Source organism: Vreelandella sedimenti, assembly GCF_013416325.1.
GTDB classification, from domain to species: Bacteria; Pseudomonadota; Gammaproteobacteria; order Pseudomonadales; family Halomonadaceae; genus Vreelandella; species Vreelandella sedimenti.
In genome coordinates this window covers 94,371-119,737 of sequence record NZ_JACCGK010000014.1, presented here as the reverse complement: position 1 = coordinate 119,737, position 25,367 = coordinate 94,371, and the positions used below count along the sequence as shown (strand labels likewise).

The following is a 25,367-nucleotide window of genomic DNA, read 5'->3' as shown; positions in this document are numbered from 1 at the left end:
CTCAAGTCCGTTGGTCATCACAGTTTTCAGTAAAGGTCGGCGGGTTGGCAGGCTTGCTCAGCACGGGAGGTGCCGGTGAGTGAGTTTCCGTTTGCGGCGGTGGTTGGTCAGAAACCGCTGAAAACCGCCTTGTTGCTCAACGCCATTAACCCCCGCATTGGCGGTGTATTGATCAGCGGCCCTCGGGGTAGCGCGAAGTCCACCCTTGCACGAGCGCTGGCGGCGGTTTTGCCTGAAGACCAAAGCGGCAGCCATCCACCCTTTGTGAATTTACCCCTTGGCGCCAGCGAAGACCGCCTGGTGGGGAGTCTGGATCTAAACAAGGTGCTGGTCGAACGTGAGGCCACCTTTCATGAAGGCTTGCTCGCCAAGGCCCATGGAGGGGTAATGTATGTAGATGAAGTCAATCTGCTGCCGGATATGCTGGTGGATCTGCTGCTGGACGTCGCTGCCAGCGGGGTCAACGTGGTCGAGCGCGATGGCATTAGCCACTCCCACCCGGCACGCTTCAGCCTGATCGGCACCATGAACCCAGACGAAGGTGAGCTGCGCCCGCAGTTACTTGATCGTTTTGGCCTTTGCCTTGAGCAGGCGGGTGCCATGAGCATCGAAGAGCGCATTGCCATCGTGCAGCAGCGCGAAGCCTTTGACCGTGACCCCAAGGCCTATAAAAAGCAGTTTGCCGCAGAACAGGTAACGCTGACTCAGCGGCTGCACCATGCTCAACAGCTTCTCACCTCAGTCACGACCGAAAGCTGGGTATACGAGGCGATTGCGACGCGCTGCGAAGCCGCCGGTGTTGAGGGCATGCGGGCAGACGTTACCTGGCACCGCGCCGCTCAGGCCCATGCTGCTTTACAGGGCGCGTCGAGCGTCAGGCAAGAAGATGTCGATACAGTCGAGCCTTGGGTACTGGCCCATCGCCGTACGCTTTCAGACCCTAAGCCGCCTTCTTCCCGTGAGCACCCACCTAGTGGTGGGGGTAGTGGCGGAGATGGTGGTAGTGAAAATAGGGGGAATACCGGTGGAGAAAGCGGCAAAGGAAGCCAGTCAGACGGACATGACGCTTCAGGACAGTGGGGTGCCATGCCCCCCATGGCCCATGAATCTATTAACCAGCCAGCGATTAGCCAGCCAGCGCTAACGCTGCCTGAGAGCGATGTTTCAGCTCAGCAGGCTCAACGTGCCGATACCGCTGCCAGTGCGGGTAAAGGAGGGGTAGCAGGCCGTGGCCGCTCCCAGGTAGAGACCTCGCGGCTGGACGGGTTCGCGACGCTGATCGCCAATCGCGGCCAATGGCCGTGGCAGCAGCTAAAGATGCGCAAGTCCCGTGCTGGGCAGGCGACAGCGCACCTGGTGCTGTTAGACACCTCCGGCTCCACCCTGGGTCAGCGCCTGTTAGGCCAGGCAAAGGGGCTGGTTGAGTCACTGGTCAGCCAAGCCTACGCTGCCCGGGAGCAGGTAGCGGTATTGGGGTTTGGCAATGGCGGTGTCGTGCCGATACTCTCCCGCCGCCGGGCGCCCAAAAATGCGCGGAGCACTCTCGACAATGCTAAGGGCGGTGGCGGCACCCCGCTGCGGGAAGCGATTATTGAAGCCAAGCGGCTGATCCGCCAGTGGCAGCGCCGCGAGCCCGGCCTGAAGGTGCGCACCTATCTGATCACCGATGGCCGCACCCGGGAAACCGTTGACGACCTCGCCCCGCTGGAGAGCTGCCTGCTGATCGATACCGAGCAATCCAGAGTCAAACGCGGGCAGGGCGCGCGTATCGCCCAGCAGTTGGGCGCGCGTTACTGGCCTGCCTCGTTTGGCAAACCATCTTTGGCGCCTACAGTCTCTGCACATCAACCTGGGAACCTCTCATGAGCGACGCAAGCCATTTAGATCGCATGCAGCGTAAAAAAGACGTGGTCGATGAGCGCATCAGCAAGGCGACGGAAGAGCGCGGCGTGCTGATTTTGCTGAAAGGCAACGGTAAGGGCAAAAGCAGCTCCGCCTTCGGCACCATGGCACGCTCGTTGGGGCACGGCCAGCAGTGCGCGGTGATCCAGTTCATCAAAGGCCGCCGCGAAACCGGCGAGTACCTGTTCTTTCGCGATCATCCCAAGCTCGACTGGCACATCATGGGCCACGGCTTTACCTGGGAAACCCAGAACCGCGAGCGGGATATCGAAGCTGCCCAAGCCGCCTGGGAGGTCGCCAAAGGGCTGCTGGAGAACCCTGCCTATCATATGATCGTGCTGGACGAGATGAGCTATATGTTCAAGTACGGCTATCTCGACCCCAAGCCGGTGGTGGAAGCGCTTAAGCGCCGCCCGGCGCACCAGAACGTCATCATTACCGGACGCACTATGGCCACGCCGCTGCAGGAAATCGCCGATACCATCAGTGTCGTTCAGGACGAGCGCCACGCCTTTCGCGGCGGTATCAAAGCCCAGGCGGGGATCGAATACTGATGAGCACAGCGACCGTAAGCTGCCCCGCGCTGTTTATCGCTGCCCCGGCCTCAGGCCAGGGCAAAACCACCGTCACAGCGGGCTTGGCGCGTCTGCTGCGCAACCAGGGCAAGGTGGTGCGGGTGTTCAAGACTGGCCCGGACTACCTGGATCCGCAGATATTGGCCCAGGCCTCCGGCCAGCCGGTGGATCAGTTGGATCTATGGATGGCAGGCGAGGCCTACTGCCGCCAGCGCTTTTATGATGCCGCCTGTGAAGCGGACTTGATCCTGGTGGAAGGCGCCATGGGACTGTTCGACGGCGAGCCCTCCAGCGCTGATCTGGCGGCCCTGTTCGATGTTCCCATGGCGATCGTCATGGATGTAAAAGGCATGGCCCAGACCGCCGCCGCACTGGTTTCGGGGCTGGTTAGCTTTCGCGACGACATCCATATCGCCGGGCTTATCGCCAATGCTTGCGGCTCGCAGCGCCACCGCGAGCTGATCGAAGGCGCGCTGCCAGCGACGATTCCTCTGCTGGCTGCCGTGCCGCGCGACCCCGCGCTATCACTCCCCGAGCGCCACCTGGGCCTCGTGCAGGCGGCGGAGATTCGCGAGGATCTGGAAGCCCGCTTTGAAGCCGGTGCCAAAGCGCTGGAAGCGGCGGGGCTACTGGACGCGCTCTCGGCGCTTTCACCAGTGATCTTTACCGCCCCCCACGAACAGCTTGCGGCCGTTAAGCCGTTGCTCAAAGGCCACGCCATTGGCGTAGCCCGGGACGCCGCCTTCAGCTTCGTCTATCAGGCCAATCTCGACCTGCTGGAGCAGATGGGCGCCACGCTGCGCTTTTTCTCGCCGTTAACGGATAGCCGCCTGCCTGAGTGCGATGCGCTGTGGCTGCCAGGAGGCTACCCGGAGCTTCACGCCCAGCAGTTGGCGGATAACACCGCCATGCGCGCAGCCATTGAGGCGTTCTATAGCGCCGACAAGCCCATTCTGGCCGAGTGTGGCGGGCTGCTGTACTGCCTGGAAACCCTGACCGACTACGACGATATCACCCATACCATGTTGGGCCTGCTGCCTGGACAGGGGGCCATGCGCGGGCGTCGCGGCTGCCAGGGGATGCAAACCGCCGAGCTGCCGGAAGGCCCGGTTCGCGGCCATGCGCACCACCGTTCCATGGCAGAAGGCACCCCCGAGCCGATTGGCCACGGGCGACGCCAGCGGCACCCCGCACCGGGGGAGGCGATTTACCGTCAAAAGCGCCTGACGGCGACCTATTTACATCTGTTTTTCCCTAATAATCCTGACGCTGTGGCAAGGCTTTTTTCTGCCAGCCCGGCGTACTGCGAACCGCAACACAGCGAGGCATTTACCTATGCAATTGAATAAGATTCCTGCCACGGTCGTGACCGGTTTTCTCGGCAGCGGCAAAACCACGCTGTTGGCCAATATTCTGCGTCAGGTGACCGGCAAGCGGATCGCCGTGATCGTCAATGAGTTCGGCGAGCAGGATATCGACTCCAGCCTGCTGCGCGGCTGTGCGCTGGGGTGTGAAGAGGGTAGCGAAGCTGGGCAGCTAGACGGTGAAGACGGCAGCATCTATGAACTGGCCAACGGCTGTATCTGCTGCACCGTGGAAGAGGAGTTTCTGCCGGTCATGAAAAAGCTGGTCGCCCGACGCGGCGATATCGACCACATCCTGATCGAAACCAGCGGCCTAGCGCTGCCCAAGCCGCTGGTGCAGGCGTTCAACTGGCCGGATGTGCGCCAGCACTGCACCGTGGATGCGATTATTACCGTGATCGACGGCCCCGCCGTGGCTGCCGGGCGCTATGCCAGCGACGTGGATAAGGTAGCAGCCCAGCGCCTCGCAGACGAGAGCCTGGATCATGACCCCAGCCTGCGCGAGCTGCTCGATGATCAGCTAAGCGCGGCGGATCTGGTGCTGGTCAGCAAGGCCGATCTGCTCAGCCCGGACGAGCGCACAAAGGTGGAAGCGGTGATTCAGGCGCGGGTGACTGCCTCGGTGAAAACGCTGTTTATCAATCAGACCCTGACCACTAACACCACCCAACTGGAAGCGCTGATGGGCATCGGCGCGGCCAGCGAAGAGCATATAGATAGCATCACCAATCATCACGATAAGCACCACGCCGAAGGCGCGCACCACGACCACGCCCACGATAACTTTGATTCCTGCGTGATCACCCTGGGCGAAGTCGATGGCGATATCCTGGCCGACAAGCTGCAACAGCTGCTGAAAAGCCACGAGATCTACCGCGCCAAGGGCTTTGCGGCGATTCCCGGCAAACCCATGCGTCGGGTCATCCAGGCGGTGGGTGAGCGCCTGGAAGGCTACTTCGACCGGCTGTGGACTGAGGACGAAATCCGCCAAACCCAGCTAGTGATTATAGGCAAAACCCTGGACAGCGCAGCGCTGCGTGAAGCGTTAGCTGAAGCAGAGGTTCAAACGGCTACCTAATGCACTTATTTGCCGCCAAGCCCGGAGGCTTTGTCGATGATGAAGGCATCATCGACCTGGAACAGAGCCCCGCCGAGGTCGTGATACTCTCCGCCGCCGATAGCAATCTGTCGGCGCTGGCTCAGGCGGTGGATCGTCTGGGCGAGGCGTACCCCTCGGTGCGGCTGGCCAACTGGATGAACCTGGTAAAACCGGCCGCCTACGATCTCTACGAAGATCGGGTGCTGGAAAAGGCTCAGTTGGTCATCGTCTCGCTGCTGGGCGGCAAGGCCTACTGGCAGTACGGCCACGAACGCCTGCTGGCCTGGGCGGCGGCGAAACCCGAGCGCCAGCTGATACTGGTGCCGGGCTGCGATGCCCCGGATGACGCCCTGCTGGAGGACTCCACCATCGCCTTTGATGACGCGTACCGCGTGTGGCGCTACCTGCGGGAGGGCGGCGCCGATAACGCCGAGCAACTGCTGCGCTTTGTCGCCAGCGAGTGTATGGATAAGCCGTTGGGTGACTGGCAGGAGCCCAAGGTCATTCCGCCAGCGGTGATTTATGCGTCGCAGGAGCAGCAGGCGTCCAGCCTCAGCGAGTGGCGCGATCGTCAGGTGCCCGGGCGGCCGGTGTGTCTGCTGCTGTTTTATCGCAGCCATTTGCAGGGGGCGAATACCGCCGTACCCGACGGATTGCTGGCCGCGCTTAAAGACCAGGGGCTTGAGCCGTTGGCGGTGGCCGTGGCGTCCCTGAAAGAAGGGCCGTGCATTGATTTTATCAATCACCTGATTGAGCAGACCGGCGCCATGCTGGTGATTAATACCACCAGTTTTGCGGTCAATCGCAATGCCGACGGGCTGGATGCCCTGGGGGAAGAATTACCTGACAACCTCTTTGTAGGCCGACCCGTGGTGCTCCAGGCGATTCTTGCCAGCAGCACTAGCGAAGACTGGCAGGGCATGGCCGCGGGCCTGCATAGCCGCGATGTGGCAATGCAGGTGGTGCTCCCCGAGATGGATGGCCGCATCATCACCCGGGCGGTGGGCTTTAAAGCCGAAGCCCACTACAGCCCGAGCTGCCAGCTGGCGGTGACCCACCACGTCATCCATCCGGAGCGGGCCGCCTTTGTGGCCGAGCTGGCGCGGCGGATTTGTTCGCTGCGCTTAACCCCCAACGGGCAGAAGCGTGTCGCGCTGATCATGGCCAACTACCCCAATCGCGATGGCCGCATTGGTAACGGCGTCGGGCTGGATACGCCCGCATCGACGCTGCAGATTCTCAGCGCCCTGAAGGTGGCGGGTTACCCGCTCAGCGAGCTGCCGGAAAACGGCGATGAATTGATCCGCCAGCTTCAGGGCGCGGTAACCAACGATCACGGAAGCCTCGACCAGCGCGCCTGCTGGCAGAGCATCAGCGTTGATGATTATCTGGCGTGGTTTCAAACCCTGTCCAGCGAGCTGCAGGAAACCGTATGGACGCGCTGGGGCGCGCCTCATGAAGACCCCAAGTGTCGCCAGGGGCGCCTGATGATCGCGGGTATTCGTCTGGGGGAGACCTTCGTGGGTATCCAGCCGGAACGCGACTTTATCGACGATCTCACCCAGTCCTATCACGATCTGGAGCTGGCGCCGCCGCACAGCTACCTGGCGTTTTATTTTTGGCTGCGCGCGCACTACCAGGTCGATGCGGTCATCCACGTCGGTAAGCACGGTAACCTGGAGTGGCTGCCGGGCAAAAGCATCGCCCTGAGCGCCGACTGCTGGCCGGATATAGCCCTGGGGCCGCTGCCGCACTTTTATCCGTTTATCGTCAACGACCCCGGCGAGGGTGCCCAGGCCAAGCGGCGCAGTCAGGCGGTGATTATCGACCACCTGATGCCGCCGCTGGCGCGGGCCGAACTCTACGGCCCCATGGCCGAGCTTGAAACGCTCACCGACGAATATTATCAAGCGCTGGATATGGATCCCCGCCGGGAAGCGTTGATACGTAGCCAGATTCTCGCTCACCTGCGTGATACCGGTATCGATCAGGAGCTGGCCCACGTGGCGAGCGGTGAATGTGAGGCTGAGATTCTCAACGCGCTGGATACCTTCCTGTGCGACATCAAAGAATCGCAGATCCGTCACGGCCTGCATATTCTTGGCACGCTGCCGCCGGAAGAGAAGCGGGTGGGCACCTTGGTGGCACTGTTGCGACTACCCCGTGGCGAAGCGGTGGCAAGCCGCGGCCTGCTGCACAACCTGGCCAGCGATTTAGGCTTGGATTTTGATCCGCTAGCCGCCGCTAGCGAGCCCTGGCAAGGGCCTGAGCCGGCTATTTTAAGCCAACAGCTCGATACCCCCTGGCGTACCGGGGCGGATGCCCGCGAACGCCTGGAACTGCTGGCCGAGCGCTGGGTGGCCGACTACGTCTTGGCAAACGGCTGCCTGGATGGCCTGGCCCAGGATTACCCCGACACGGCAGCGCAGCTGCGCTACGCCCGAGACCAGCTGTGGGTCACCATGCAGCGCGGCGTGAAGATGGAGCTTCAGTCGCTGCTCGACGGCCTTGAAGGCATCTTCGTACCCGCCGGGCCCAGCGGTGCGCCCAGCCGGGGGCGCTTGGATACGCTACCCACCGGGCGCAACTTTTTCAGCGTCGATAACCGCTCGATTCCATCTCCCGCCGCCTGGACGCTGGGCGAAAAATCCGCTCAGGCGTTTGTCGAACGCTATCTGCAGGATCACGGTGACTACCCGCGGCGGTTGGGGCTATCCATCTGGGGTACCGCCACCATGCGCACCGGCGGCGATGACATCGCCCAGGCCTTCGCGCTAATGGGCGTGCGACCCATCTGGTCGCTGGGCTCTCAGCGGGTGAGCGACTTTGAAGTCATTCCCTCGATGCTGCTCAATCGCCCACGGGTCGATGTCACGCTGCGGGTGTCCGGGTTCTTCCGCGACGCCTTCCCTAACGTGATTCGCCTGTTTGACGCCGCCGTGCAGGCGGTGGCGAGCTATGAAGAGCCGGGCAACAGCAACACTATCCGCGAGGCGGTGCTTTCCCGCCAGCAAGCACTGGAAGAGCAGGGGCTAAGCCCCGAGATGGCTGCTCAAGAGGCGAGCTACCGAATATTTGGCAGTAAGCCTGGCGAATACGGCGCGGGCTTAAACCGGCTGATAGAAAACCGCTCTTGGGACAGCGCCGACGATTTAGCCGAGGCCTATATGGATGCGGGTGCCTACGCCTACGGCCAGTTTAAGGAGTCGGGCAAGGCCGCACGCGGCGCCTTCGAGCAGCAGCTCCAGGGGCTGGATGCGGTAATGCAAAACCAGGATAACCGCGAGCACGATATCCTCGATTCCAACAGCTATTACGCCTTCCAGGGCGGCATGGCCAACGCCACCCGCTCGCTGAGCGACAAGGCGCCGGAGATTTACCACGCCGACCACGCCAACCCCGCGATGCCCAAGATTCGCACCCTGAAAGAAGAACTGGCGAAGGTGATTCGCTCGCGCGTGTTGAATCCCAAGTGGATCAACGCCATGCGCGAGCACGGCTACAAAGGCGCCTTTGAGATGGCCGCCACGGTGGACTACCTGTTCGCCTACGACGCCACCACCGATCTGATTGCCGACTACCAGTACGCCCAGGTGAGCGATGCCCTGGTGCTCGACGCCGACAATCAGCAGTTCCTACGCGAGCACAACCCGGCCGCCCTGGAAGAGATGGCCGAACGGTTACTCGAAGCCGCCCAGCGGGGCATGTGGCAAGCCCCCGGCGAGCACGGTGAGGCGCTGCAGGATCTGCTGCTGGAAATGGACGAAGCCAAAGAGTCCAGTGGTCATGTTGCCCAGCCTGCGCATTAAAGGCTGGTGTCCCGGCGCCTGGCGACCCATGGCCACCGGCGATGGTTGGCTTGTACGCGTGCGCCCACTGCTGGGTGAGCTATCGCGGGAGCAGGTATTGGCACTGTGCGACGCCGCCGAGACCTTCGGCAGCGGTTTGATCGAGCTAACCAGCCGGGCCAACCTGCAGCTGCGTGGGGTGACCGACGAAAGCTGGCCGCCGCTGATGGCGTTTCTGGTGGAACATCAGTTGGTCAGCGCCGACCCGGAAGCAGAACGTCAGCCCCAACTGATGCTGGCGCCGGCCTGGCAAAAGGGCGATGACACCCATACCATTGCCCGCCTGTTGCAAACGCGGGGTAGCGAATTAGCCACCATGCCTGGCAAGGTGGGCATTGCGATTGATGCGGGAAAAGCGCCGGTGCTTGGCGACAGCGCCGCTGATTTTCGAATCGAGCGCTCAAGGGAAGGCGGCCTACTGGTACGCGCCGATGGCTACGCGCAAGGCACGGCGGTGAACGATACCGAGGCCGCCGTCGAGCAACTGATACGCCTGACCCACTGGTTTGTGGACAGCGGCGGCTGGGAGTCAGGCCGTATGCGGCGGCATACAGCACCGCTGCCCGACTGGGCTCCTGCTGATACCGCCCCCGCGCTCCCCGGTGAGAAGCTGGCGCTGGGCGAACATCGCGAGGGCATGGTGATTGGCCTGCCTTTTGGTCGGGTGGCGGTTGAAACGCTTCGCGAGGCTGTCTCCCAATCAAGTGCCCGCGTCGTGCAGGTCACTCCCTGGCGGCGGCTGTTGTTGAAGGATTGCGATACACTACCCGCGATTGATGGCTTGATCCGTCATAATAGCGACCCGCGGCTAGCGATGGACGCCTGCCCCGGCGCGCCCTACTGCGAACAGGCGAGTGTCGCCACCCAGCCGCTTGCCGAGAAGCTAAGCGGCTGGGTGGAAGGAACGGTGCATATATCTGGCTGCTCTAAAGGCTGCGCCCGTCGCGCCCCAGTCGATGTGTGCTTGGTCGGGCAAGCAGGTCGATTTAATGTTGTTGTTAACGGCGGTGCCGATAGCACCCCGGTTAAGACAGGCCTCACCGAGTGTGAGGCGTTGGATGTTATAAAAAAGCTCAGCGAAAGCAGTTAGGTTTGCCGGAGTTAAAAATAGCGGCTTATATACTTGGTAGCTGAGTGCCAGGACAGGTTTCCGCGAGGGCGCTGTGAACCCATCCGTGGGCGCTACTTTCGACATCCATGTCGAAAGACCCTCGCTACAACCTGCCCTGGCACGCATGCCTTGCGGTTTGCCAACTGCGAATTAGTTTATTTGGAGAGTTTGGGTGCCCTATAAGTACGAAACCAGTGGCCCGGCGATTTACCGGGAGTCGTTTGCGATTATTCGCAGTGAAGCCGAGCTTGGCCGCTTTTCAGTGGAAGAAGAGACCGTGGCGGTGCGCATGATTCACGCCGCCGGGCTGGTTGAATTGGCCGCGCATATTCATTTTCAAAACGACGTGGTCAATAAGGCCCGCGCCGCGTTAGAGCAGGGCGCACCGATTCTCTGCGATGCCCGCATGGTCTCGGAAGGCATCACCCGCAAGCGGCTGCCCGCTGACAACGAGGTGATTTGCACTCTCAACGATGAGCGCACGCCCGGCCTCGCCCAGGAAATGGCCAACACCCGCTCGGCGGCGGCACTGGAACTCTGGCGGCCGCACCTGGAAGGCGCTGTGGTCGCCATTGGCAACGCGCCCACCGCGCTGTTTCACCTGCTCAATATGCTCGAAGACCCGGCGTGCCCGCGCCCGGCGGCGATTATCGGCTGCCCGGTAGGCTTTGTCGGCGCGGCGGAATCCAAGGAAGCGCTTTTGGCTAATCCAGCGCTGCCCAGCTGTATCGTACGCGGTCGTCTGGGCGGCAGCGCCGTCACGGTGGCGGCTATCAACGCCATGGCGGATCGCATCGAATGACCCAGGGAACGGTATACGGCGTTGGCCTGGGGCCAGGCAGCCAAGACTTGATGAGCGTGCGCGCCGACCGCCTGATACGCGGGGCGACCCACGTGGCGTATTTCCGCAAGAAGGGCCGCTGCGGGCATGCGCGTACCATCGTGGAGGGCATGATCCCGGCCGGCGCGATCGAGCTGCCCATGGAATACCCGGTCACCACGGAAATTCCCTTCGACGACCCGCGCTATAATGAGCTGCTGGCGGCCTTTTACGAACGCAGCGTGGCCCAACTGATCGAGATGGCAGAAGCAGGGTGCGATGTGGTGGTGCTGTGTGAAGGCGATCCGTTCTTTTACGGCTCCTTTATGCATCTCTATACGCGACTGCTAAACCGAGTGCCTGTCTCGGTGGTGCCGGGGATTACTGGCATGTCGGCGGCGTGGACAGCCACCGGGCAGCCCATTACCTGGGGCGATGACATCCTGACCGTGCTGATGGCCACGCTACCCGAAGACGCGTTGGCCGAGCGCATTGCCCATACCGACGCGCTGGTGGTGATGAAGATTGGCCGCAACCTGGCCAAGCTACGCCGGGCCCTGGTTCACGCTGGCCGCGAAGGCGAAGCCTGGCTGATCGAGTACGCCGCCATGTCGCAACAGCGTGTGTTGCCGCTGGCGGACGTTGGCGAAAGCGTGCCGTACTTCTCGATTGTGCTTATCCATGGCCACGGGAGGCGGCCATGAGCGGCTGGCTGAAAATCGTCGGCCTGGGGCCGGGTTCAGAAGCCATGATTACCCCCGAGGTAACGGCCGCACTGCAGGAAGCCACCGACGTGGTGGGCTATGTGCCCTACGTTAACCGGGTGGCGCCACGTGCTGGATTAGTCCGCCACGGCTCGGACAACCGCGAAGAGATCCGCCGGGCGGAGCAGGCACTACAGCTGGCGCTTGAGGGCCATCGGGTAGTCGTCGTCTCCTCCGGCGACCCCGGAGTCTTTGCCATGGCCGCCGCGGTATTCGAGGCGCTGGAAGCGGGCGATGCCCTGTGGCGCGGGCTGGATATTCAGGTGCTGCCAGGCATTTCCGCCATGCTGGCCGCCAGCGCAAGCGTTGGCGCGCCCCTGGGGCATGACTTCTGCTGCATTAATCTATCCGACAACCTCAAGCCTTGGGCGCTGATTGAAAAGCGCCTGCGTTTGGCCGCCGAAGCCGACTTCGCTATGGCATTCTATAACCCGCGCTCCAAGGCGCGCCCGGCGGGCTTTGAGCGCATGCTGGACGTACTGCGGGGAGCCTGCGGGCCGGATCGATTGATCATCTTCGCCCGGGCGGTTTCGACGCCGGAAGAGTTGGTTCGCGTCACCACGCTAGGCGAGGCGACGCCGGATATGGCCGATATGCGCACCCTGGTCATCGTCGGTTCCCAGCAGACGCGCTTGATCGAGCGGGATGGAGCGCCGCTGGTGTATACGCCGCGTTCCTCCCAGTGAGTATGAAAGGGACGAGGGCAGGTTGATGCGAGGGTCTTTTCCCATGGAAGGGAAAAGTAGCGCCCAAGGACGGGTTTACAGCGCCCTCGCAGCAGCCTGCCCTCGCTACCAAGATGTGCCGCTGACTGCGGTAGCCCTGTAGGGTTAAGTTAGCCAGTTGATAACCTCATCAACAGTATGAGCTTCAAGACGAGATGGCAGGTGAGGCCGTTCTATCATCACCACGGGCAGGCCGAGGGCTCTTGCCGCGGTCAGTTTGGACGCGGCCCCTTCGCCGCCGGCATTTTTACACACGATGCGCTGGATGCGCTGCTTTTCCAGCAGGGCGAGATCGCTTTCCAGCGTAAAGGGGCCTCGATCAATCACGGTGCTGACATCGGCCAGTGGTAACGGGCTGGTAGGCTGGTCAACCAAACGCGGCACGTAATGGTGCTGGGGCTGGGCGGCAAAGGCCGCAAGGTGCATTCGGCCGATGGCCAGCAGTATACGCTGGGGCGGGCCAGCCAGGGCGCTGACGGCTTCATTGATACTTGCCACGCTTTGCCACTGGTCGCCGTTAACAGGTCGCCAGGCAGGCCGGGTAAGGGCAGTCGCCTTTACGCTGCACTGCGCCGCCGCAGCTAACACGTTCGTGCTCATCTGCGCGGCAAAGGGATGGGTGGCATCGACGATATGGGTGATGCGCTCCCGGGCCACAAAGGCCGCAAGGCCGCTAACGCCGCCAAAACCGCCAATGCGGGTCGGCAGCGGCTGGGGTTTAGGCGTGGCGACGCGACCTGCATAGCTGAAAATGGCGGGAAGCCCGCGCTTGGCAACCGCACTGGCCAGGGCGCTGGCCTCCGAGGTTCCCCCGAGAATTAGGATCTTGATCATGGTTGAAATTTCTCATGCTCCAGTGGGTCAGGCTCCCTGGCTGACCCTTTTAGGCTGGGGGGAGGGTGGCACACAGGGACTAACCGCGGCAAGCCGCGCTGCATTGGAAAGTGCCGAGGTGGTATTCGGCGCCCGCCGCCACCTGCGCCTTTTGCCGCCCCTAAATGCCGAGGTGAATGAGTGGCCGGTGCCCTTTGCCTATGGCATTCCGGCGCTATTAGACCAGCGCGGTCGCCGGGTGGTCATGCTGGTCTCGAACGACCCGTTCTGGTTTGGGGCGGGCAGCACCCTGGCGCAGCATCTCAGCGCTGACGAGTGGCTGGCATTGCCAGCGCCTTCCACCTTCAGCCTGGCGGCCGCACGCTTGGGCTGGCCGCTGGAGCGCTGCAATTGCCTGGGCCTGCACGCCAAACCGCTGACGCGCATGCGGCCCTACCTGCATACCGGTAGGCGTTTGCTGGTACTGGTAAGAGACGGTGAAGCGGTAGCTGAACTCGCCTCGTTGGTCAGCCGGTTCGGCTTTGCGGATTCCCAGCTAACGGTGCTGGAAGCCTTGGGCGGCGATAACGAGCGCGTTCGCCATTGTCGTGCAGACGCCAACTTGCCCGAGGATATCGCCCACCCGGTCGCGGTGGGGCTGGAAGTAGCCGGTCACGGCCCCGCCTTGCCGCTGACGCCCGGCCTACCGGATCATTTTTTTGACCACGACGGCCAGATCACCAAACAGTCAATCCGCGCCATCACCCTGGCGGCGCTGGCCCCCATGCCCGGCGAGCGGCTATGGGATATCGGCACCGGTTCAGGCTCTATCGCCATTGAGTGGCTGCTCGCCCATGCGGATAATCAGGCAGTGGGCTTTGAGCAAAACGCTGAACGGGCAGCACGGGCGCGCAGTAATGCAGGGAACCTGGGCGTTGACTGGCTTGAGGTAAAAGAGGGCAGCGCGCCGGACGTACTGAACGATACGCCGCTCCCGGATGCGGTATTTATTGGCGGCGGGTTATCCCAAGCGCTGTTGGACGACTTATGGCATCGCCTGCCCGAGGGTGTACGCATCGTCGCCAATGCCGTCACCCTGGAATCCGAAGCGCTGCTGGCGCACTGGCATCAGCAGGCAGGCGGCGAACTGATGCGCCTGGAACTGGCCAATGCCACCCCCATTGGCACCCGCCGGGGCTGGAAGGCCAGCTACCCGATCGTTCAGTGGCGGGGCGTTCGATGAAGGCGCAGGCGTTGCACGTCGCCGGGTTTGGCTTTCGTCGCGAGGCCACGCTTGCCTCGCTCGCCCAGGCGCTGGATCAGCTTATTGAGCAGTACGGCGCTATCGATAAGCTGGCGGCGGCTCATTCCATGCTGCCGTTAGTCGAAGAATTGGGACGACTACGACACATCGAGGTTATCGCCGTGGCGGACGCCAAGCTACCGACGGTGACAACGCTGACTCATTCAACACAAAGTTTGCAGGCCCGCGGCACGGGCAGCGTTGCCGAGGCCGTGGCGCTATTAGCGGCGGGCCCAGGGGCAACGCTGTTAGGGCCTCGGATAATTTCAGCGGATCGCAAGGCCACCGCCGCGTTGGCAGAAGGAGCCATAGAATGACTGTACACTTCATTGGCGCAGGCCCCGGCGCGCCGGATCTGCTTACCCTGCGCGGGCGCGACCTGATCGCCGCCTGCCCGGTGTGCCTTTACGCGGGTTCATTAGTGCCTGAGGAAATCCTCGAGCACTGCCCGGCAGGGGCGCGGGTGATCAACACTGCGCCGCTATCGCTGGATGACATCATGCAGGAAATCAGCCGCGCCCACGCCGAAGGCCAGGATGTGGCCCGGCTGCATTCGGGGGATCTATCGGTATGGTCGGCCATGGGCGAGCAGCTGCGCCGTCTGCGCGAGCTGGAGATCCCTTACAGCATTACCCCCGGCGTGCCTGCGTTTGCGGCAGCCTCGGCAACCTTGGGCCAGGAGCTTACGCTGCCCGGTGTCGCCCAGTCGGTAGTACTCACCCGCACGCCGGGCCGGGCCAGCGTCATGCCCAGCGACGAGACGCTAGCCAATTTCGCCCGCACGGGAGCTACGCTTGCCATCCATCTCTCTATCCATAATCTGTCTCAGGTGGTCGAAAGCCTGGCGCCTTACTACGGCGAGCAGTGCCCGGTCGCGATTGTCTGGCGGGCAAGCTGGCCCGATGAGCGGGTGGTACGCGGTCGGCTAGCCACCATAGATGGACTGATCGATGACAGCATGCAGCGCACCGCGCTAATTCTGGTGGGGCCGGTGCTCGAAAGTGACGACTTCCTGGAGAGCAGCCTCTACGCCGTGGGCTACGATCGCCGCTTTCGCCCCCAGTCGGCGGATTCGCCTTTTGCCACGGCAAGCCAAGACCAAGAGAGCGAATCATGATCACGCTGTCGCTAATAGGCATCGGCACCGGCAACCTTGATCACGTCACCCTGGCCGCCGTGCGCGCCCTTAATAACGCCGATCTGATTCTTCTGCCCCGCAAGGGCGAGGCCAAGTCTGATTTGATCGACCTGCGTCGCTTGCTCTGTGAACGGCTGCTGGAAGCGCCGGTGACCACCAAGATCGTCGAGTTTGATCTGCCTAGTCGTGATGATGGCCGCGATGGCCGTGATGACTACCTGGGCGCGGTTGACGACTGGCACGCTGCCATCGCCAACGTCTGGGCGCAGCAAATCGATGAACATCTTCCCAACGGCGGGCGGGTAGGGATGCTGGTGTGGGGCGACCCCTCCCTTTACGACAGCAGCCTGCGCATTACCCAGCGCCTGGGCGCGGCGGGTAAGCAGGTGGATGTAGAGGTGGTGCCCGGCATCACCAGCCTGCAAGTGCTCACTGCCGAACATAAAATCCCCCTCAATGCCCTCGCCGAGCCGGTGCAAATCACCACCGGCCGTCGCCTCCGCGAGCGCGGCTGGCCAAGCGATGCCGCTACGGTAGCCGTAATGCTGGATAGCGGCGGGGCATTTACCTCGCTTCCGCAAGATGACACCTACATCTGGTGGGGTGCCTACCTGGGCATGGACAAGCAGTGCTTAATCAAAGGCTGGCTAAGCGAGGTCAGCGACCAAATCATTCAACGCCGGGCTGAGCTGCGCGACACCCACGGCTGGATAATGGATATTTACCTGCTGGCCAAACAGCCTCTGCTATAACGCTGGTATTAATATGGAATGTTTTTCCATAAAATGGCGCTACTGACCAACTAGTATTTGAGGAATAGCCATGAGCTTTTACGTTTATCTATCTGGCGAGATCCACACCGATTGGCGCGAAGAAATCCAGCGCGGCGCCGACGCCGCGGGCCTGGATATCGTGTTTACCGCCCCAGTCACCGACCACGCCGCCTCTGACGCCGCCGGCGACCACCTGGGCAAGCCGGAAAATGGCTTCTGGCGCGACCATCAGTCATCCAAGGTCAACGCCATCCGCACCCGCACCATGATCGAGCAGGCGGATCTGGTCGTTGTACGCTTCGGCGACCAGTACAAACAGTGGAACGCCGCCTTCGACGCAGGTTACTGCGCCGCACTCGCCAAGCCCTACATCACCCTACACAGCGAAGATATCATCCACCCGCTGAAAGAAGTCGATGCCAGCGCGAACGCCTGGTGTACCACGACGGATCAGGTAGTCGAGACACTGAGCTACGTCCTCAAAGCCTAAGCACGCAGCGCCTCCCGCAAGCCCACACTGCACTGGTTTTGTGGGAGGGCGCTTCAGCGCGCGAAGACCCCGTCCAATAAGCCAACCCTGCCACTGAATCGAGATCCTGCACCGATGTTGTGGGAGGGAGCTTTAGCTCGCGAAGACTCAGCCACATAAGCAATCTAGCTGCCCCTTAACGTGGTGTAACGCTTGGCGAGGAATGAGCCAAAAGGCGCCCGCAGCGGCGGCCCGGCGAGAAGGCAACTTAGCTGCCCAAAGCCTGCTCCAGCTCAACTTTTCTGCAAAGCTGCGTGACCTCAGCCAATTTTATGAATAGAGTATGATTAGAACACCAGAACGGGCGCCTTCGAATTTTGAATATGCTGCTGAATTGTTATTAATTTTATTAAATATCAGTTGGTTAGGGTTTTTTTGTGTGCGCTATAAGAATACTGAAGAGTGTATCGCATTAATTCATATCAGAACGCACCGTCTAATCACTGTTATGCATTAAAGAGATGAGAGATGAATTATGGCTGAGCTAGTTGCAGACTGCCCTCGTTGTGGATCAAGTCGAATTTCATTCGATCTATTGAGCGCTATTCATACCAGAACTGAGTATGACTGGCAGTATTGGTATGAAACTTTTGCCATTTGCCGACAGTGCCATCGTTCAACTGTTTTTGTTCTTGCTGATGAAGTTAATGCAGATTACAAATCTCTCCATAAAACTGGGCTTATAAATATTGATCACGCAGTCAATCTATACGTACGAATCGAAGGAATTATAACGTTAAAAGATCGAGCGGAAGTAGAAGCACCTGAGTATGTGCCAGATGCTATTAATAACGTGTTTATAGAAGGCTCAACATGCTTAAAAGTTGATTGTTGGAATGCTGCTGGAACTATGTTCCGTTTATGTATTGATCTTGTGACGAAAGGATTATTGCCGGAGCAGGATATAGACGGGCTAAATCAGCGAACACGTCGAAACCTTGGTCTCCGTTTACCTTGGCTTTTCGATAATCAGTTATTACCAGAAAGTCTTAGGGAGCTTTCGACGTGCGTTCGCGAGGATGGTAACGATGGCGCGCATGCTGGAACTCTTCGTAAAGCAGATGCCGAGGATTTATTAGATTTCACACGTATCTTGCTTGAACGTATCTATACCGAGCCCGAGCGAATCCGGATTGCAGCAGAGCGCAGAAGGCAAAGGCGAGATGAAAATGCATAACAATTCGCTCGTTCGGATGCAAGCTGCATTGTGCTTTGTTTGTGCCGCACAGCTTGTTGGGCGTTATGTGCTTTAGGGAGTTTCATTGAAAATCACGGAAATATTAGCGATTTACGCAGCCTGTCTCTCAACACTCGTGTTTATTTGGAACATTGCCAAAGCAACGCCTAAATTTAAGGTCGATTTACTTCACGGGATGGAAGAAAAGGATGGTGATTACGTGGAAGGGCTCTATATTATCGTTAGAAATCATTCTTCTCACAAAATTCATCTGGCAGGCTTGGATCTATTGTATCAATCTGAAAATAAAACAATATTTAAAAAGCTGCTTCATCTTTTAAAATACAGAAATTGGTCTAACTCTGTAGGCTGGGTACATTGCTGTCCTTCTCAGTACGGAGTTGAATATAATTATCCGGTTGAGTTAGAAGCTTTTCAGTCGCATCAGTTGTTTATACCTGAAGCTGTAATAAATGAGATTATTGAAAAAGGGATTAGCTGTAAAATCAAAGCAAAAGCTCAAGATCAATTGTGGAGGAATAAATATTCTAAAGAGTTGGTGTTTTAATCAGCACATAAAAACGCATCAACGCATGGACTAATAAAGCTTGGCTTGGCTCGTGCCTCACCAATCTTAGCCAAGCTTTATTAGCACGTTTTGCGCGCGTTGAGACTGCAGAAAACCCCACTGATGCCTAAGTTTTGGTAGGAACGTGGAAACAGACGAGGAGCGGCCAGCATGCAGCGCTTCAAGCCCTATAACCATGATCAAACGCCATGGTGGTGAACTACTACCAAGATTAGCTCCAACCCGCTACCTTTGAGCACCAGTTAGACTTACCCGTTTTCCACCCCAAGTACCGCAACGATGCGACCAGTCGGCTGTCTATGATGCAGCTATTTTATAAATTCATTAATCTATAAATCCAGGTTATTCAAGGTGATTCATCGATATTATGACGAGAAAAACACTAGGTTTGAAGGCGAAAAGGCAGGTAGATTCCAAGCCCACCGACGAAGATGAAGATCAATTCCCCAATGATCCCGAAAAACGTTTTTTAAATGGCGTCGCTATTCATCCTTCCCCACGCATTTATTTAGAACCTGGTTCTAAGCAGCGCACTATGCGAGCGATGGATTTGATTACGCCCATTGGGATGGGGCAACGTGGGTTGATAGTGGCGCCGCCGGGCTCTGGCAAAACGACGATGTTAAAACACATCTGTCAGGCCGTGGCAGAAGCCCATCCTGATATAAAGCTGTATGCCTTGCTGATTGATGAGCGCCCTGAAGAAGTGACAGACTTTAAGCGCAGTGTTTCGGCAGAAGTCCATGCATCATCTTCAGACGAAAGCTACACACACCATGTCAATATGGCAGATAAGCTTCTTGAGACGGCGCGTAAGCAAGCAGGCGACGGTCATAATGTGATGATTGTGATCGATTCTCTTACCAGACTCTCGCGTGTTCATAATGCCGAGCAGCGAGGCAATGGTCGCACTATGTCGGGTGGGCTGGATTCCCGAGCGATGGAAATACCACGCAAACTGTTTGGCGCCGCGAGAAAGATCGAAAACGGCGGATCGCTCACCATTCTGGCCACGGTGCTGGTGGATACGGGAAGCCGTATGGATCAGGTGATTTTCGAGGAGTTCAAAGGCACGGGCAATATGGAGCTCGTGTTATCCCGGGATGTGGCCAATCAACGGATTTTCCCCGCGATAGATATAGCCAAAAGCAGTACCCGTCGAGAAGAGTTGTTGATTGATGCAAAGGATATTGAAAAAGTACGCACATTGCGGAGAGCGCTTACAACGCTTAAGCCAGTAGAAGGCGCGCAGAAGTTGCTTGAGTTATTGGATAAATATCCAACGAATGCCGAGCTGTTAGATGCGTTTTTACCAGCCTCGTGAAATGCCTATAATAAAAAAGCTCACCTTTGATTTTTTAAGAGGTGAGCTTCCTTGGTAAGTATTAACGATTACTTTGTTTATTATAGTTTAAGTTTGACTCGGGTACTGCTTTGCGAACCGGAAAGCCTGTAATCTCTTTGCGCTCAATAATGCTTTTTAACCGTCTTTCAATGGCACAAAGATTTTTAAAGTCACTCATGTCGACTAAAGAGATGGCTTCCCCTGAGGCGCCCGCGCGGCCGGTACGGCCAATGCGGTGGATGTACTCTTCTGGCTTAAAGGGTAAATCATAATTCACCACACGGCTCAGTTCGCCAATATCCAAACCTCGCGCGGCAACCCCCGTGGCGACCAAGTACTTTAATTCGCCGGTTTTGAACTGAGCCAGAATCTTTTCGCGCATCGCTTGGCTTCTATCGCCATGAATGGAATCCGCTGTGATGCCGCGTTTTTCCAGTTGAGCAACAAGCTTGGCTGCATTGTGTTTTTTCTCGGTAAAAATAAGCGCCTGTTCCCACTTTTGTTCGTTGATCAAGTGGCTCAACAAGGCGGACTTGGTGTCTTTGTCGACTGTGATTAGCCATTGTTGGACATTAGCGGCGGCGCGGATGTTGGGAGAAATGGATATTTCAGCCGCTAGATCGGTCATCTTGCTATCTGAAAAATCGTAGGCGAGGGCGCGAACGTCGTCTGTCATGGTGGCCGAGAACAGTAGGTTCTGACGGTCTTCAGGCAGGCGTTCGATGATTTTATAGATATCGTCGACAAAACCCATGTCGACCATTCGGTCCGCTTCGTCCAATACCATGACGTTAAGTTCATCAAAGTGCAGCGCACGCTGGTGCGCCAAATCAAGCAATCTGCCCGGCGTGGCGACTAGAATATCTACTCCTTTGATTAGGCGCTCTTTTTGAGCTTCGGTATCCACACCGCCATACATCGCCATAGAGGTTAAGTGCGTATGTTTAGCGTATTGAGCCACGTTGGCTTCGACCTGAACCGCTAACTCACGGGTTGGCACGAGAATCAGCGCACGTATGCGTTTACCGCGTAACGTTCCCGCGTTGCTGAATCGCTCTAGCAAAGGCAGAACAAAGGCGGCGGTTTTGCCCGTTCCTGTTTGTGCGGTGGCGATTAAGTCGTTACCCGAAAGAATGGCAGGAATCGCTTGTTCCTGGATGGGCGTTGGCGTTTGGTAACCTAGTTCGGTAATCGCTTGAACAAGAGGCGTGGATAATCCTAGTTTTGCAAATGGCATAAGGCGCCCTGACAGAGTGTCGTAAGGTGTGTCGAAAATAAAAGATGGAGCAGTATAGGGTAAAAGCAGCCGATCGCTGAAACGGAGGCTGATTGAGATGCTAGAAGCCAATCCTTGGATTCGCAATTCTAACATCAACAAGCATCAGGCGGTTTGTGCATGTTAACTAGCTTATCGATCAACCCCTGCCTGCTGCTCAGCCCGATCCAAAAGCACCGGGCCGCTACCGAGCTCAGCCAGCTTGTCGTCCGGGTTATAAAGTGGGCAACTTGTCATGCTCAGGCAGCCGCAGCCGATACAGCCTGCCAAGTTATCACGCAGCTTTTGCAGATAAGCAATCCGGCCATCGAGCATCTGCTGCCAGTTTTTTGAAAGCTGCTGCCAGTCTTCAACCGTCGGTGTGCGGTTATTGGGCAGTGATTCAAAGGCTCGCTTGATCTCTTCCAGGCTCACGCCGACTTTCTGCGCGGCTTTGATCACCGAAATTCGCCTTAGCACTTCCGGTTTATAACGGCGCTGGTTGCCTGCATTGCGCCAGCTATGGATCAGACCTTGCTGCTCGTAAAAGTGCAAGGTACTGACGTTAATGCCGCAACGCTTTGCCACCTTGCCAACACTCCAAATTGCCTCTGCCATCACGCACTCCTGAATCTTTTTTGCCATTTTTTTCCAAAAACAGCTTTACCTCAAGTGAAGTTGAGGTTTTATCCTGCCATTTCACTTAATGCAAGGAGACACTTATGTACTTGGAACACGTGAATCTAGTCGTTGATGATATGGATGCCATGCTGGATTTTTACCGCGCTGTATTCCCGCATTGGCGGGTACGCGATGAAGGCCATGGCGAGTGGTATGGCAAACCGCGTAAATGGGTGCACTTTGGTGACGACCAACATTACCTGGCGCTAAGCGATCACGGCGAAGGGGCGAATCGCGATTTGAAAGGCCACAGCGTTGGCTTGGCTCATTTTGCCTATGTGACCGATAACCTGGATGCCGTTGTGGCTAGGTTAAATAACGCTGGTTATGCCATTGCGAAACCAGGAGCTGTAGAGCCGTTTCGGAAAAATGTCTATTTTGTCGATCCGGCTGGGTTTGAAGTGGAGTTTGTCGAATACCTGAGCGATATCCCGGCCGAGCGGAATTTAAATCAAGATGCCACTTAATAAGCAGTTCAGCACCCTCCGGGGGGCTGAACCGTAATAGATTTAGCTTTGATGCACCATGAAATATCTTTTGAATAATCTGTTAAAATTCCCGGGGCTTTCAGTGGGACTTGGAAGCAAAAAGGCTATTAGGAAGTGAAGAGAGCTAATTACTCCTCTGGAAGGAGCGGATTGACCCTAAGGAAGACAAAGTATTCTTGCTTAAATTTATGAAGCTGCCTAGCGCTGGTTCAGGTGAAACTTTATCCAGGGCTAGGCAGCTTTCCAATACTGCCTTTGGCGCCATTGACCATCATTAGGAACATTTAGATGATTCGTAAATACCGTGAGGCGGATATTGAACAAATTTTGGATATCTGGCTTTCAGCATCAATTGAAGCCCACTCCTTTGTTGGTTCTAAATTTTGGCAGTCAAAAGTTAGCGAAATGCGGGATATATACATCCCTGCATCAGAGGCCTTTGTATTTGAGGCTGATGGGCAGGTAGTCGGGTTTTACTGCCTCTATGGAAATACGTTGGCAGCAGTTTTTGTGCGACCAAGCCTGCAGGGAAATGGTATAGGGTCAGCGTTGATTGAAGATGCTAAGAGCAGAAGGGCGTGTTTACAGCTAAGTGTCTATAGGCAGAACGCTTCAAGCATCAGTTTTTATAAAAAACATGGCTTTATTGAATTAAGTGAGCAGATTGACGAACAAACTGGCCATCCTGAATTCATCATGGAACACTACTGTTAACAGCGTGTAGCTATTAGCTGCTGTTTGTAATCGATGGCGTAAAGTATTAAGGAATATTCGGTGAACGATGAATGTCTGTGTGGGGAGATTAAGTTCGAAATCGAAGGGGAACTGCCGAGCTTCTATCAATGTCACTGCTCTCTGTGTCGCAAAGCGACAGGGTCTGCGTCGAATACGGCCACTTTTGTAAAAACGGATAGCTTCCGCTGGCTTTCTGGTCAGTCCAAAATCAGTACTTTTCAGAAGCCAACCGGCTATCGAAATGATTTTTGTTCGGTCTGCGGTAGTCTGGTACCCAACCAACTGAGAGACACGGGGTTGGTATGGGTTCCCGCTGGTTTGCTGAATGATGAGACTGCGTCGCAAATATCTATTCATCTTCACCTTTCTTCATCGGCTTCTTGGGCGTCAGAATCAGATGGTTGTGTTCGTTTAGATGGTGGCTCTGATAGTTTGGAATCGCTTAACCAGGCATTGCAGAGGCCAAGCCGTTGATTGCAGTCTGAATTTTTGCTTTTGAAGTCTGAAATGCCTTTCAATGTTTTTAATGAGTGGTCTTATGTTGTGAGCCGCTAAGACGACCACTCAAGCAAAACATACCAACACCCCATCACAAAACCGTAAAATGATCGCCCGTAGAGCCATCCCCAAAGGGTATAATGCCACCGGTGACGGTGGGGTGGCTTCGTTACATACGTTGATTTTCAGCAGGTTTGTTTACTTGTTACTATTTTTAAATAGAGAAAAGGCAGTTGTTCATGATTAACACCAAAATATACAAGGCGGTTTACGAACTCGCTGAAAAGCTCATGAAGGCTGCTGATAAAGAGGATAGAGAGGCTTTTGATGCGCTCTATGCGGAGCTGGAAGCTATTTGCACCGAGAATGAGAGCACCGATAAAGATCATCCAGAGCAGTGGGAAACATTGGCTGACTTCACGGAAGAGCTGGATGAGGCGTTGGCAGTCTACGAAAAAGCCTTTGAAAAGGCCGTTGCAGTTAACTCGAAGGATCACATGTCATCCATCGCGTTCTCCATGGCGAAGTTGCAGGTTGAGCTGGGCCAGACCGACGCGGCTATCAGTAATCTTAAAAATGCCCAAGCCACCGCCAATAAAATTGAAGATGGCGAGCTGAAAGACGAAATTGACGAGCTGCTTGGAAAACTGACCACAGGTTAGGGTTTGTACGAAAAGTCGGCGAGCGAAGGCTAGACAAGGCTAAAATCAACGAAAAAGCGGAGTTTACGGGTTGTAAATGAGCATTTTGAGGTGATTTTTAACGCCGTATTGGCGAGCGCAGGCAGTTTTCGTACAAAGCCTAGTTTATTTAAGCTGCTGGTTTTAATCATATATCACGATAAACGTAGATGCACATAAAGCCTGATTGTGCTGGGTTTGCCTAAGACTAGGGACACTATTTTGACCAATAACGATATTTTTCGCCGTATACGTTACACCTTTGATTTAAAAGACAGCACCATCGTGGATATCTTCGCCTTGGCAGAGGTCAGCGTGGCTCAAGAGCAGGTAACGGCCTGGCTGAAAAAGGATGACGACGATGCCTTTGTCACCATGAAGAACAAAGAGCTAGCGGCGTTTTTGAACGGCTTTATTAGCTTTAAGCGTGGTAAACGCGAAGGGCCACAGCCCGTGCCAGAATCGCAGTTAAACAACAATATGGTGTTTCAGAAGCTGCGTATTGCGCTGAATTTAAAGGCTGATGATATTTTGGCTGCTTTTGAACTGGCTGGCTTCAATCTAAGTAACCATGAATTAAGCGCGTTTTTCCGCAAGCCCAGCCATAAGAATTATCGAGAATGCAAAGACCAGGTGTTGCGAAACTTCTTACTCGGCATCCAGCTTCAGTTGCGGCCAAACCAGGAGGCTTCAATCTCTGAGTCCTGAGCTTCATGGCCTGAATTCATATACTAGCTGCAGTACCTTGTATCATGCGGTATAGGCCAGCTTCTGTTTCGATATGACGTTTTAACAGGTGTCGATCGAGCGGTTATTGTCGGTCTAACAGGAAAGTGTAATGCCTATAGAGCCAATGGCGGTATGGGCGAATATGACATTGAAAATCTGGCCTGAACGCTATTGGGAAACAGATTTTGAGCTCTATATCGAGGTGCAGCTTTGGGCCACCCCACCCAACCTCAAAGCCTAGAAAACAATTAATTCAATTTTTTGGGAATGAAAGCAGCAAAATTGCGCTATATAAGCATCGGTGCAGGTAGGCTTTAGCGTTAATGCCTTTCTCGAAATGGGAAGCAGTGGTGCCTTCGTGTCGCATTTTATCCTGAAGATGAAGGACGGATTCTAATTCTCTTTGTCATGAATTAGGAGAGTCAG

Annotated in this window: 26 protein-coding genes; 23 read left to right on the top strand and 3 right to left on the bottom strand. The window is 56.9% G+C overall.

Annotated elements, in window-relative coordinates; genetic code table 11:
- Positions 1–75: 75 nt before the first annotated feature.
- The 9 genes from HZU72_RS16515 (at position 76) to cobJ (ending at position 12,169) form a co-directional block, all read left to right on the top strand.
- Positions 76–1,866, top strand: a complete 1,791-nt coding sequence (locus HZU72_RS16515; RefSeq protein WP_180094017.1) for an AAA family ATPase — start codon at positions 76–78, stop codon at positions 1,864–1,866.
- The gene (cobO, locus tag HZU72_RS16510) at positions 1,863–2,456 is read left to right on the top strand and encodes a cob(I)yrinic acid a,c-diamide adenosyltransferase (protein WP_180094015.1); all 594 of its coding nucleotides are present in this window, start codon (positions 1,863–1,865) and stop codon (positions 2,454–2,456) included. Before HZU72_RS16515 ends, cobO begins: the two co-directional genes overlap by 4 nt.
- Positions 2,456–3,826, top strand: a complete 1,371-nt coding sequence (locus HZU72_RS16505; RefSeq protein WP_180094013.1) for a cobyrinic acid a,c-diamide synthase CobB — start codon at positions 2,456–2,458, stop codon at positions 3,824–3,826. The genes cobO and HZU72_RS16505 overlap by 1 nt, the downstream gene beginning before the upstream one ends.
- Entirely contained in the window at positions 3,813–4,919 is a 1,107-nt protein-coding gene (cobW, locus tag HZU72_RS16500) for a cobalamin biosynthesis protein CobW (protein ID WP_180094011.1), read from the top strand. Before HZU72_RS16505 ends, cobW begins: the two co-directional genes overlap by 14 nt.
- Positions 4,919–8,749 carry a cobaltochelatase subunit CobN gene (gene cobN, locus HZU72_RS16495; protein ID WP_180094009.1) on the top strand — a complete coding sequence of 1,277 codons (3,831 nt, stop codon included), beginning with the start codon at positions 4,919–4,921 and terminating at the stop codon, positions 8,747–8,749. Before cobW ends, cobN begins: the two co-directional genes overlap by 1 nt.
- Positions 8,727–9,878, top strand: coding sequence for a ferredoxin-like domain-containing protein (locus HZU72_RS16490; RefSeq protein ID WP_180094007.1), 1,152 nt, complete (start codon positions 8,727–8,729; stop codon positions 9,876–9,878). Before cobN ends, HZU72_RS16490 begins: the two co-directional genes overlap by 23 nt.
- A gap of 193 nt (positions 9,879–10,071) precedes the next feature.
- Positions 10,072–10,701 carry a precorrin-8X methylmutase gene (locus HZU72_RS16485; RefSeq protein WP_022523073.1) on the top strand — a complete coding sequence of 210 codons (630 nt, stop codon included), beginning with the start codon at positions 10,072–10,074 and terminating at the stop codon, positions 10,699–10,701.
- Entirely contained in the window at positions 10,698–11,423 is a 726-nt protein-coding gene (gene cobI, locus HZU72_RS16480) for a precorrin-2 C(20)-methyltransferase (protein ID WP_180094005.1), read from the top strand. The genes HZU72_RS16485 and cobI overlap by 4 nt, the downstream gene beginning before the upstream one ends.
- The gene (cobJ, locus tag HZU72_RS16475) at positions 11,420–12,169 is read left to right on the top strand and encodes a precorrin-3B C(17)-methyltransferase (RefSeq protein ID WP_180094003.1); all 750 of its coding nucleotides are present in this window, start codon (positions 11,420–11,422) and stop codon (positions 12,167–12,169) included. The genes cobI and cobJ overlap by 4 nt, the downstream gene beginning before the upstream one ends.
- A 144-nt stretch (positions 12,170–12,313) precedes the next feature.
- On the opposite strand, the gene HZU72_RS16470 is transcribed toward cobJ, so the two are convergent.
- Positions 12,314–13,042, bottom strand: a complete 729-nt coding sequence (locus HZU72_RS16470; protein WP_180094001.1) for a cobalt-precorrin-6A reductase — start codon at positions 13,040–13,042, stop codon at positions 12,314–12,316.
- Here HZU72_RS16470 and cbiE point away from each other — a divergent pair.
- The 8 genes from cbiE (at position 13,041) to rho (ending at position 19,854) form a co-directional block, all read left to right on the top strand.
- A complete protein-coding gene (cbiE, locus tag HZU72_RS16465; protein ID WP_180093999.1) occupies positions 13,041–14,264 on the top strand; it encodes a precorrin-6y C5,15-methyltransferase (decarboxylating) subunit CbiE in 1,224 nt (407 codons plus the stop codon). The two genes, HZU72_RS16470 and cbiE, sit on opposite strands and share 2 nt — an antisense overlap.
- The gene (locus HZU72_RS16460) at positions 14,261–14,641 is read left to right on the top strand and encodes a cobalamin biosynthesis protein (RefSeq protein ID WP_180093997.1); all 381 of its coding nucleotides are present in this window, start codon (positions 14,261–14,263) and stop codon (positions 14,639–14,641) included. Before cbiE ends, HZU72_RS16460 begins: the two co-directional genes overlap by 4 nt.
- On the top strand, positions 14,638–15,441 hold the full coding sequence (gene cobM, locus HZU72_RS16455) for a precorrin-4 C(11)-methyltransferase (RefSeq protein WP_180093995.1): 804 nt from the start codon (positions 14,638–14,640) through the stop codon (positions 15,439–15,441). Before HZU72_RS16460 ends, cobM begins: the two co-directional genes overlap by 4 nt.
- Positions 15,438–16,214 (top strand): precorrin-6A synthase (deacetylating), encoded by a 777-nt coding sequence (gene cobF, locus HZU72_RS16450; RefSeq protein WP_180093993.1) that lies wholly within the window; start codon positions 15,438–15,440, stop codon positions 16,212–16,214. Before cobM ends, cobF begins: the two co-directional genes overlap by 4 nt.
- A gap of 70 nt (positions 16,215–16,284) precedes the next feature.
- Positions 16,285–16,725, top strand: coding sequence for a YtoQ family protein (locus HZU72_RS16445; RefSeq protein WP_180093991.1), 441 nt, complete (start codon positions 16,285–16,287; stop codon positions 16,723–16,725).
- 514 nt (positions 16,726–17,239) lie between these two features.
- Positions 17,240–17,941 (top strand): DUF4145 domain-containing protein, encoded by a 702-nt coding sequence (locus HZU72_RS16440; RefSeq protein WP_180093989.1) that lies wholly within the window; start codon positions 17,240–17,242, stop codon positions 17,939–17,941.
- An 85-nt stretch (positions 17,942–18,026) separates the two neighbouring features.
- A complete protein-coding gene (locus tag HZU72_RS16435) occupies positions 18,027–18,509 on the top strand; it encodes a hypothetical protein (protein ID WP_180093987.1) in 483 nt (160 codons plus the stop codon).
- A gap of 388 nt (positions 18,510–18,897) precedes the next feature.
- Positions 18,898–19,854, top strand: coding sequence for a transcription termination factor Rho (gene rho, locus HZU72_RS16430; protein ID WP_180093985.1), 957 nt, complete (start codon positions 18,898–18,900; stop codon positions 19,852–19,854).
- Positions 19,855–19,915: 61 nt separating this feature from the next.
- On the opposite strand, the gene HZU72_RS16425 is transcribed toward rho, so the two are convergent.
- Together HZU72_RS16425 and soxR are read right to left on the bottom strand one after the other, a co-directional pair.
- Positions 19,916–21,112, bottom strand: a complete 1,197-nt coding sequence (locus tag HZU72_RS16425; protein WP_180094109.1) for a DEAD/DEAH box helicase — start codon at positions 21,110–21,112, stop codon at positions 19,916–19,918.
- 171 nt (positions 21,113–21,283) lie between these two features.
- Positions 21,284–21,748 carry a redox-sensitive transcriptional activator SoxR gene (gene soxR / locus HZU72_RS16420; RefSeq protein ID WP_180093983.1) on the bottom strand — a complete coding sequence of 155 codons (465 nt, stop codon included), beginning with the start codon at positions 21,746–21,748 and terminating at the stop codon, positions 21,284–21,286.
- Positions 21,749–21,852: 104 nt separating this feature from the next.
- Here soxR and HZU72_RS16415 point away from each other — a divergent pair, with 104 nt between their 5' ends.
- The 6 genes from HZU72_RS16415 to HZU72_RS24050 all read left to right on the top strand — a co-directional run bounded on the left by HZU72_RS16415 (position 21,853) and on the right by HZU72_RS24050 (position 25,182).
- Positions 21,853–22,278 (top strand): VOC family protein, encoded by a 426-nt coding sequence (locus tag HZU72_RS16415; protein WP_180093981.1) that lies wholly within the window; start codon positions 21,853–21,855, stop codon positions 22,276–22,278.
- Between the two features lie 309 nt (positions 22,279–22,587).
- Positions 22,588–23,013, top strand: coding sequence for an N-acetyltransferase (locus tag HZU72_RS16410; protein ID WP_180093980.1), 426 nt, complete (start codon positions 22,588–22,590; stop codon positions 23,011–23,013).
- Positions 23,014–23,073: 60 nt separating this feature from the next.
- The gene (locus tag HZU72_RS16405; protein WP_180093978.1) at positions 23,074–23,508 is read left to right on the top strand and encodes a GFA family protein; all 435 of its coding nucleotides are present in this window, start codon (positions 23,074–23,076) and stop codon (positions 23,506–23,508) included.
- A gap of 263 nt (positions 23,509–23,771) precedes the next feature.
- Entirely contained in the window at positions 23,772–24,194 is a 423-nt protein-coding gene (locus HZU72_RS16400; RefSeq protein WP_022523098.1) for a hypothetical protein, read from the top strand.
- A 240-nt stretch (positions 24,195–24,434) separates the two neighbouring features.
- Positions 24,435–24,920 (top strand): YehS family protein, encoded by a 486-nt coding sequence (locus HZU72_RS16395; protein WP_180093976.1) that lies wholly within the window; start codon positions 24,435–24,437, stop codon positions 24,918–24,920.
- A gap of 130 nt (positions 24,921–25,050) precedes the next feature.
- Entirely contained in the window at positions 25,051–25,182 is a 132-nt protein-coding gene (locus HZU72_RS24050; protein WP_268896429.1) for a hypothetical protein, read from the top strand.
- Positions 25,183–25,367 lie beyond the last annotated feature (185 nt).

Excerpts from the sequence above, each read along its gene's own strand:
- cobO (WP_180094015.1), top strand. The coding sequence starts at position 1,863 with ATGAGCGACGCAAGCCATTTAGATCGCATGCAGCGTAAAAAAGACGTG.
- HZU72_RS16505 (WP_180094013.1), top strand. The coding sequence starts at position 2,456 with ATGAGCACAGCGACCGTAAGCTGCCCCGCGCTGTTTATCGCTGCCCCG.
- cobW (WP_180094011.1), top strand. The coding sequence starts at position 3,813 with ATGCAATTGAATAAGATTCCTGCCACGGTCGTGACCGGTTTTCTCGGC.
- cobN (WP_180094009.1), top strand. The coding sequence starts at position 4,919 with ATGCACTTATTTGCCGCCAAGCCCGGAGGCTTTGTCGATGATGAAGGC.
- HZU72_RS16490 (WP_180094007.1), top strand. The coding sequence starts at position 8,727 with ATGTTGCCCAGCCTGCGCATTAAAGGCTGGTGTCCCGGCGCCTGGCGA.
- cobI (WP_180094005.1), top strand. The coding sequence starts at position 10,698 with ATGACCCAGGGAACGGTATACGGCGTTGGCCTGGGGCCAGGCAGCCAA.
- cobJ (WP_180094003.1), top strand. The coding sequence starts at position 11,420 with ATGAGCGGCTGGCTGAAAATCGTCGGCCTGGGGCCGGGTTCAGAAGCC.
- cbiE (WP_180093999.1), top strand. The coding sequence starts at position 13,041 with ATGGTTGAAATTTCTCATGCTCCAGTGGGTCAGGCTCCCTGGCTGACC.
- HZU72_RS16470 (WP_180094001.1), bottom strand. The coding sequence starts at position 13,042 with ATGATCAAGATCCTAATTCTCGGGGGAACCTCGGAGGCCAGCGCCCTG.
- HZU72_RS16460 (WP_180093997.1), top strand. The coding sequence starts at position 14,261 with ATGAAGGCGCAGGCGTTGCACGTCGCCGGGTTTGGCTTTCGTCGCGAG.
- cobM (WP_180093995.1), top strand. The coding sequence starts at position 14,638 with ATGACTGTACACTTCATTGGCGCAGGCCCCGGCGCGCCGGATCTGCTT.
- cobF (WP_180093993.1), top strand. The coding sequence starts at position 15,438 with ATGATCACGCTGTCGCTAATAGGCATCGGCACCGGCAACCTTGATCAC.
- HZU72_RS16445 (WP_180093991.1), top strand. The coding sequence starts at position 16,285 with ATGAGCTTTTACGTTTATCTATCTGGCGAGATCCACACCGATTGGCGC.
- HZU72_RS16440 (WP_180093989.1), top strand. The coding sequence starts at position 17,240 with ATGGCTGAGCTAGTTGCAGACTGCCCTCGTTGTGGATCAAGTCGAATT.
- rho (WP_180093985.1), top strand. The coding sequence starts at position 18,898 with ATGACGAGAAAAACACTAGGTTTGAAGGCGAAAAGGCAGGTAGATTCC.
- HZU72_RS16425 (WP_180094109.1), bottom strand. The coding sequence starts at position 21,112 with ATGCCATTTGCAAAACTAGGATTATCCACGCCTCTTGTTCAAGCGATT.
- soxR (WP_180093983.1), bottom strand. The coding sequence starts at position 21,748 with ATGGCAGAGGCAATTTGGAGTGTTGGCAAGGTGGCAAAGCGTTGCGGC.
- HZU72_RS16415 (WP_180093981.1), top strand. The coding sequence starts at position 21,853 with ATGTACTTGGAACACGTGAATCTAGTCGTTGATGATATGGATGCCATG.
- HZU72_RS16410 (WP_180093980.1), top strand. The coding sequence starts at position 22,588 with ATGATTCGTAAATACCGTGAGGCGGATATTGAACAAATTTTGGATATC.
- HZU72_RS16400 (WP_022523098.1), top strand. The coding sequence starts at position 23,772 with ATGATTAACACCAAAATATACAAGGCGGTTTACGAACTCGCTGAAAAG.
- HZU72_RS24050 (WP_268896429.1), top strand. The coding sequence starts at position 25,051 with ATGCCTATAGAGCCAATGGCGGTATGGGCGAATATGACATTGAAAATC.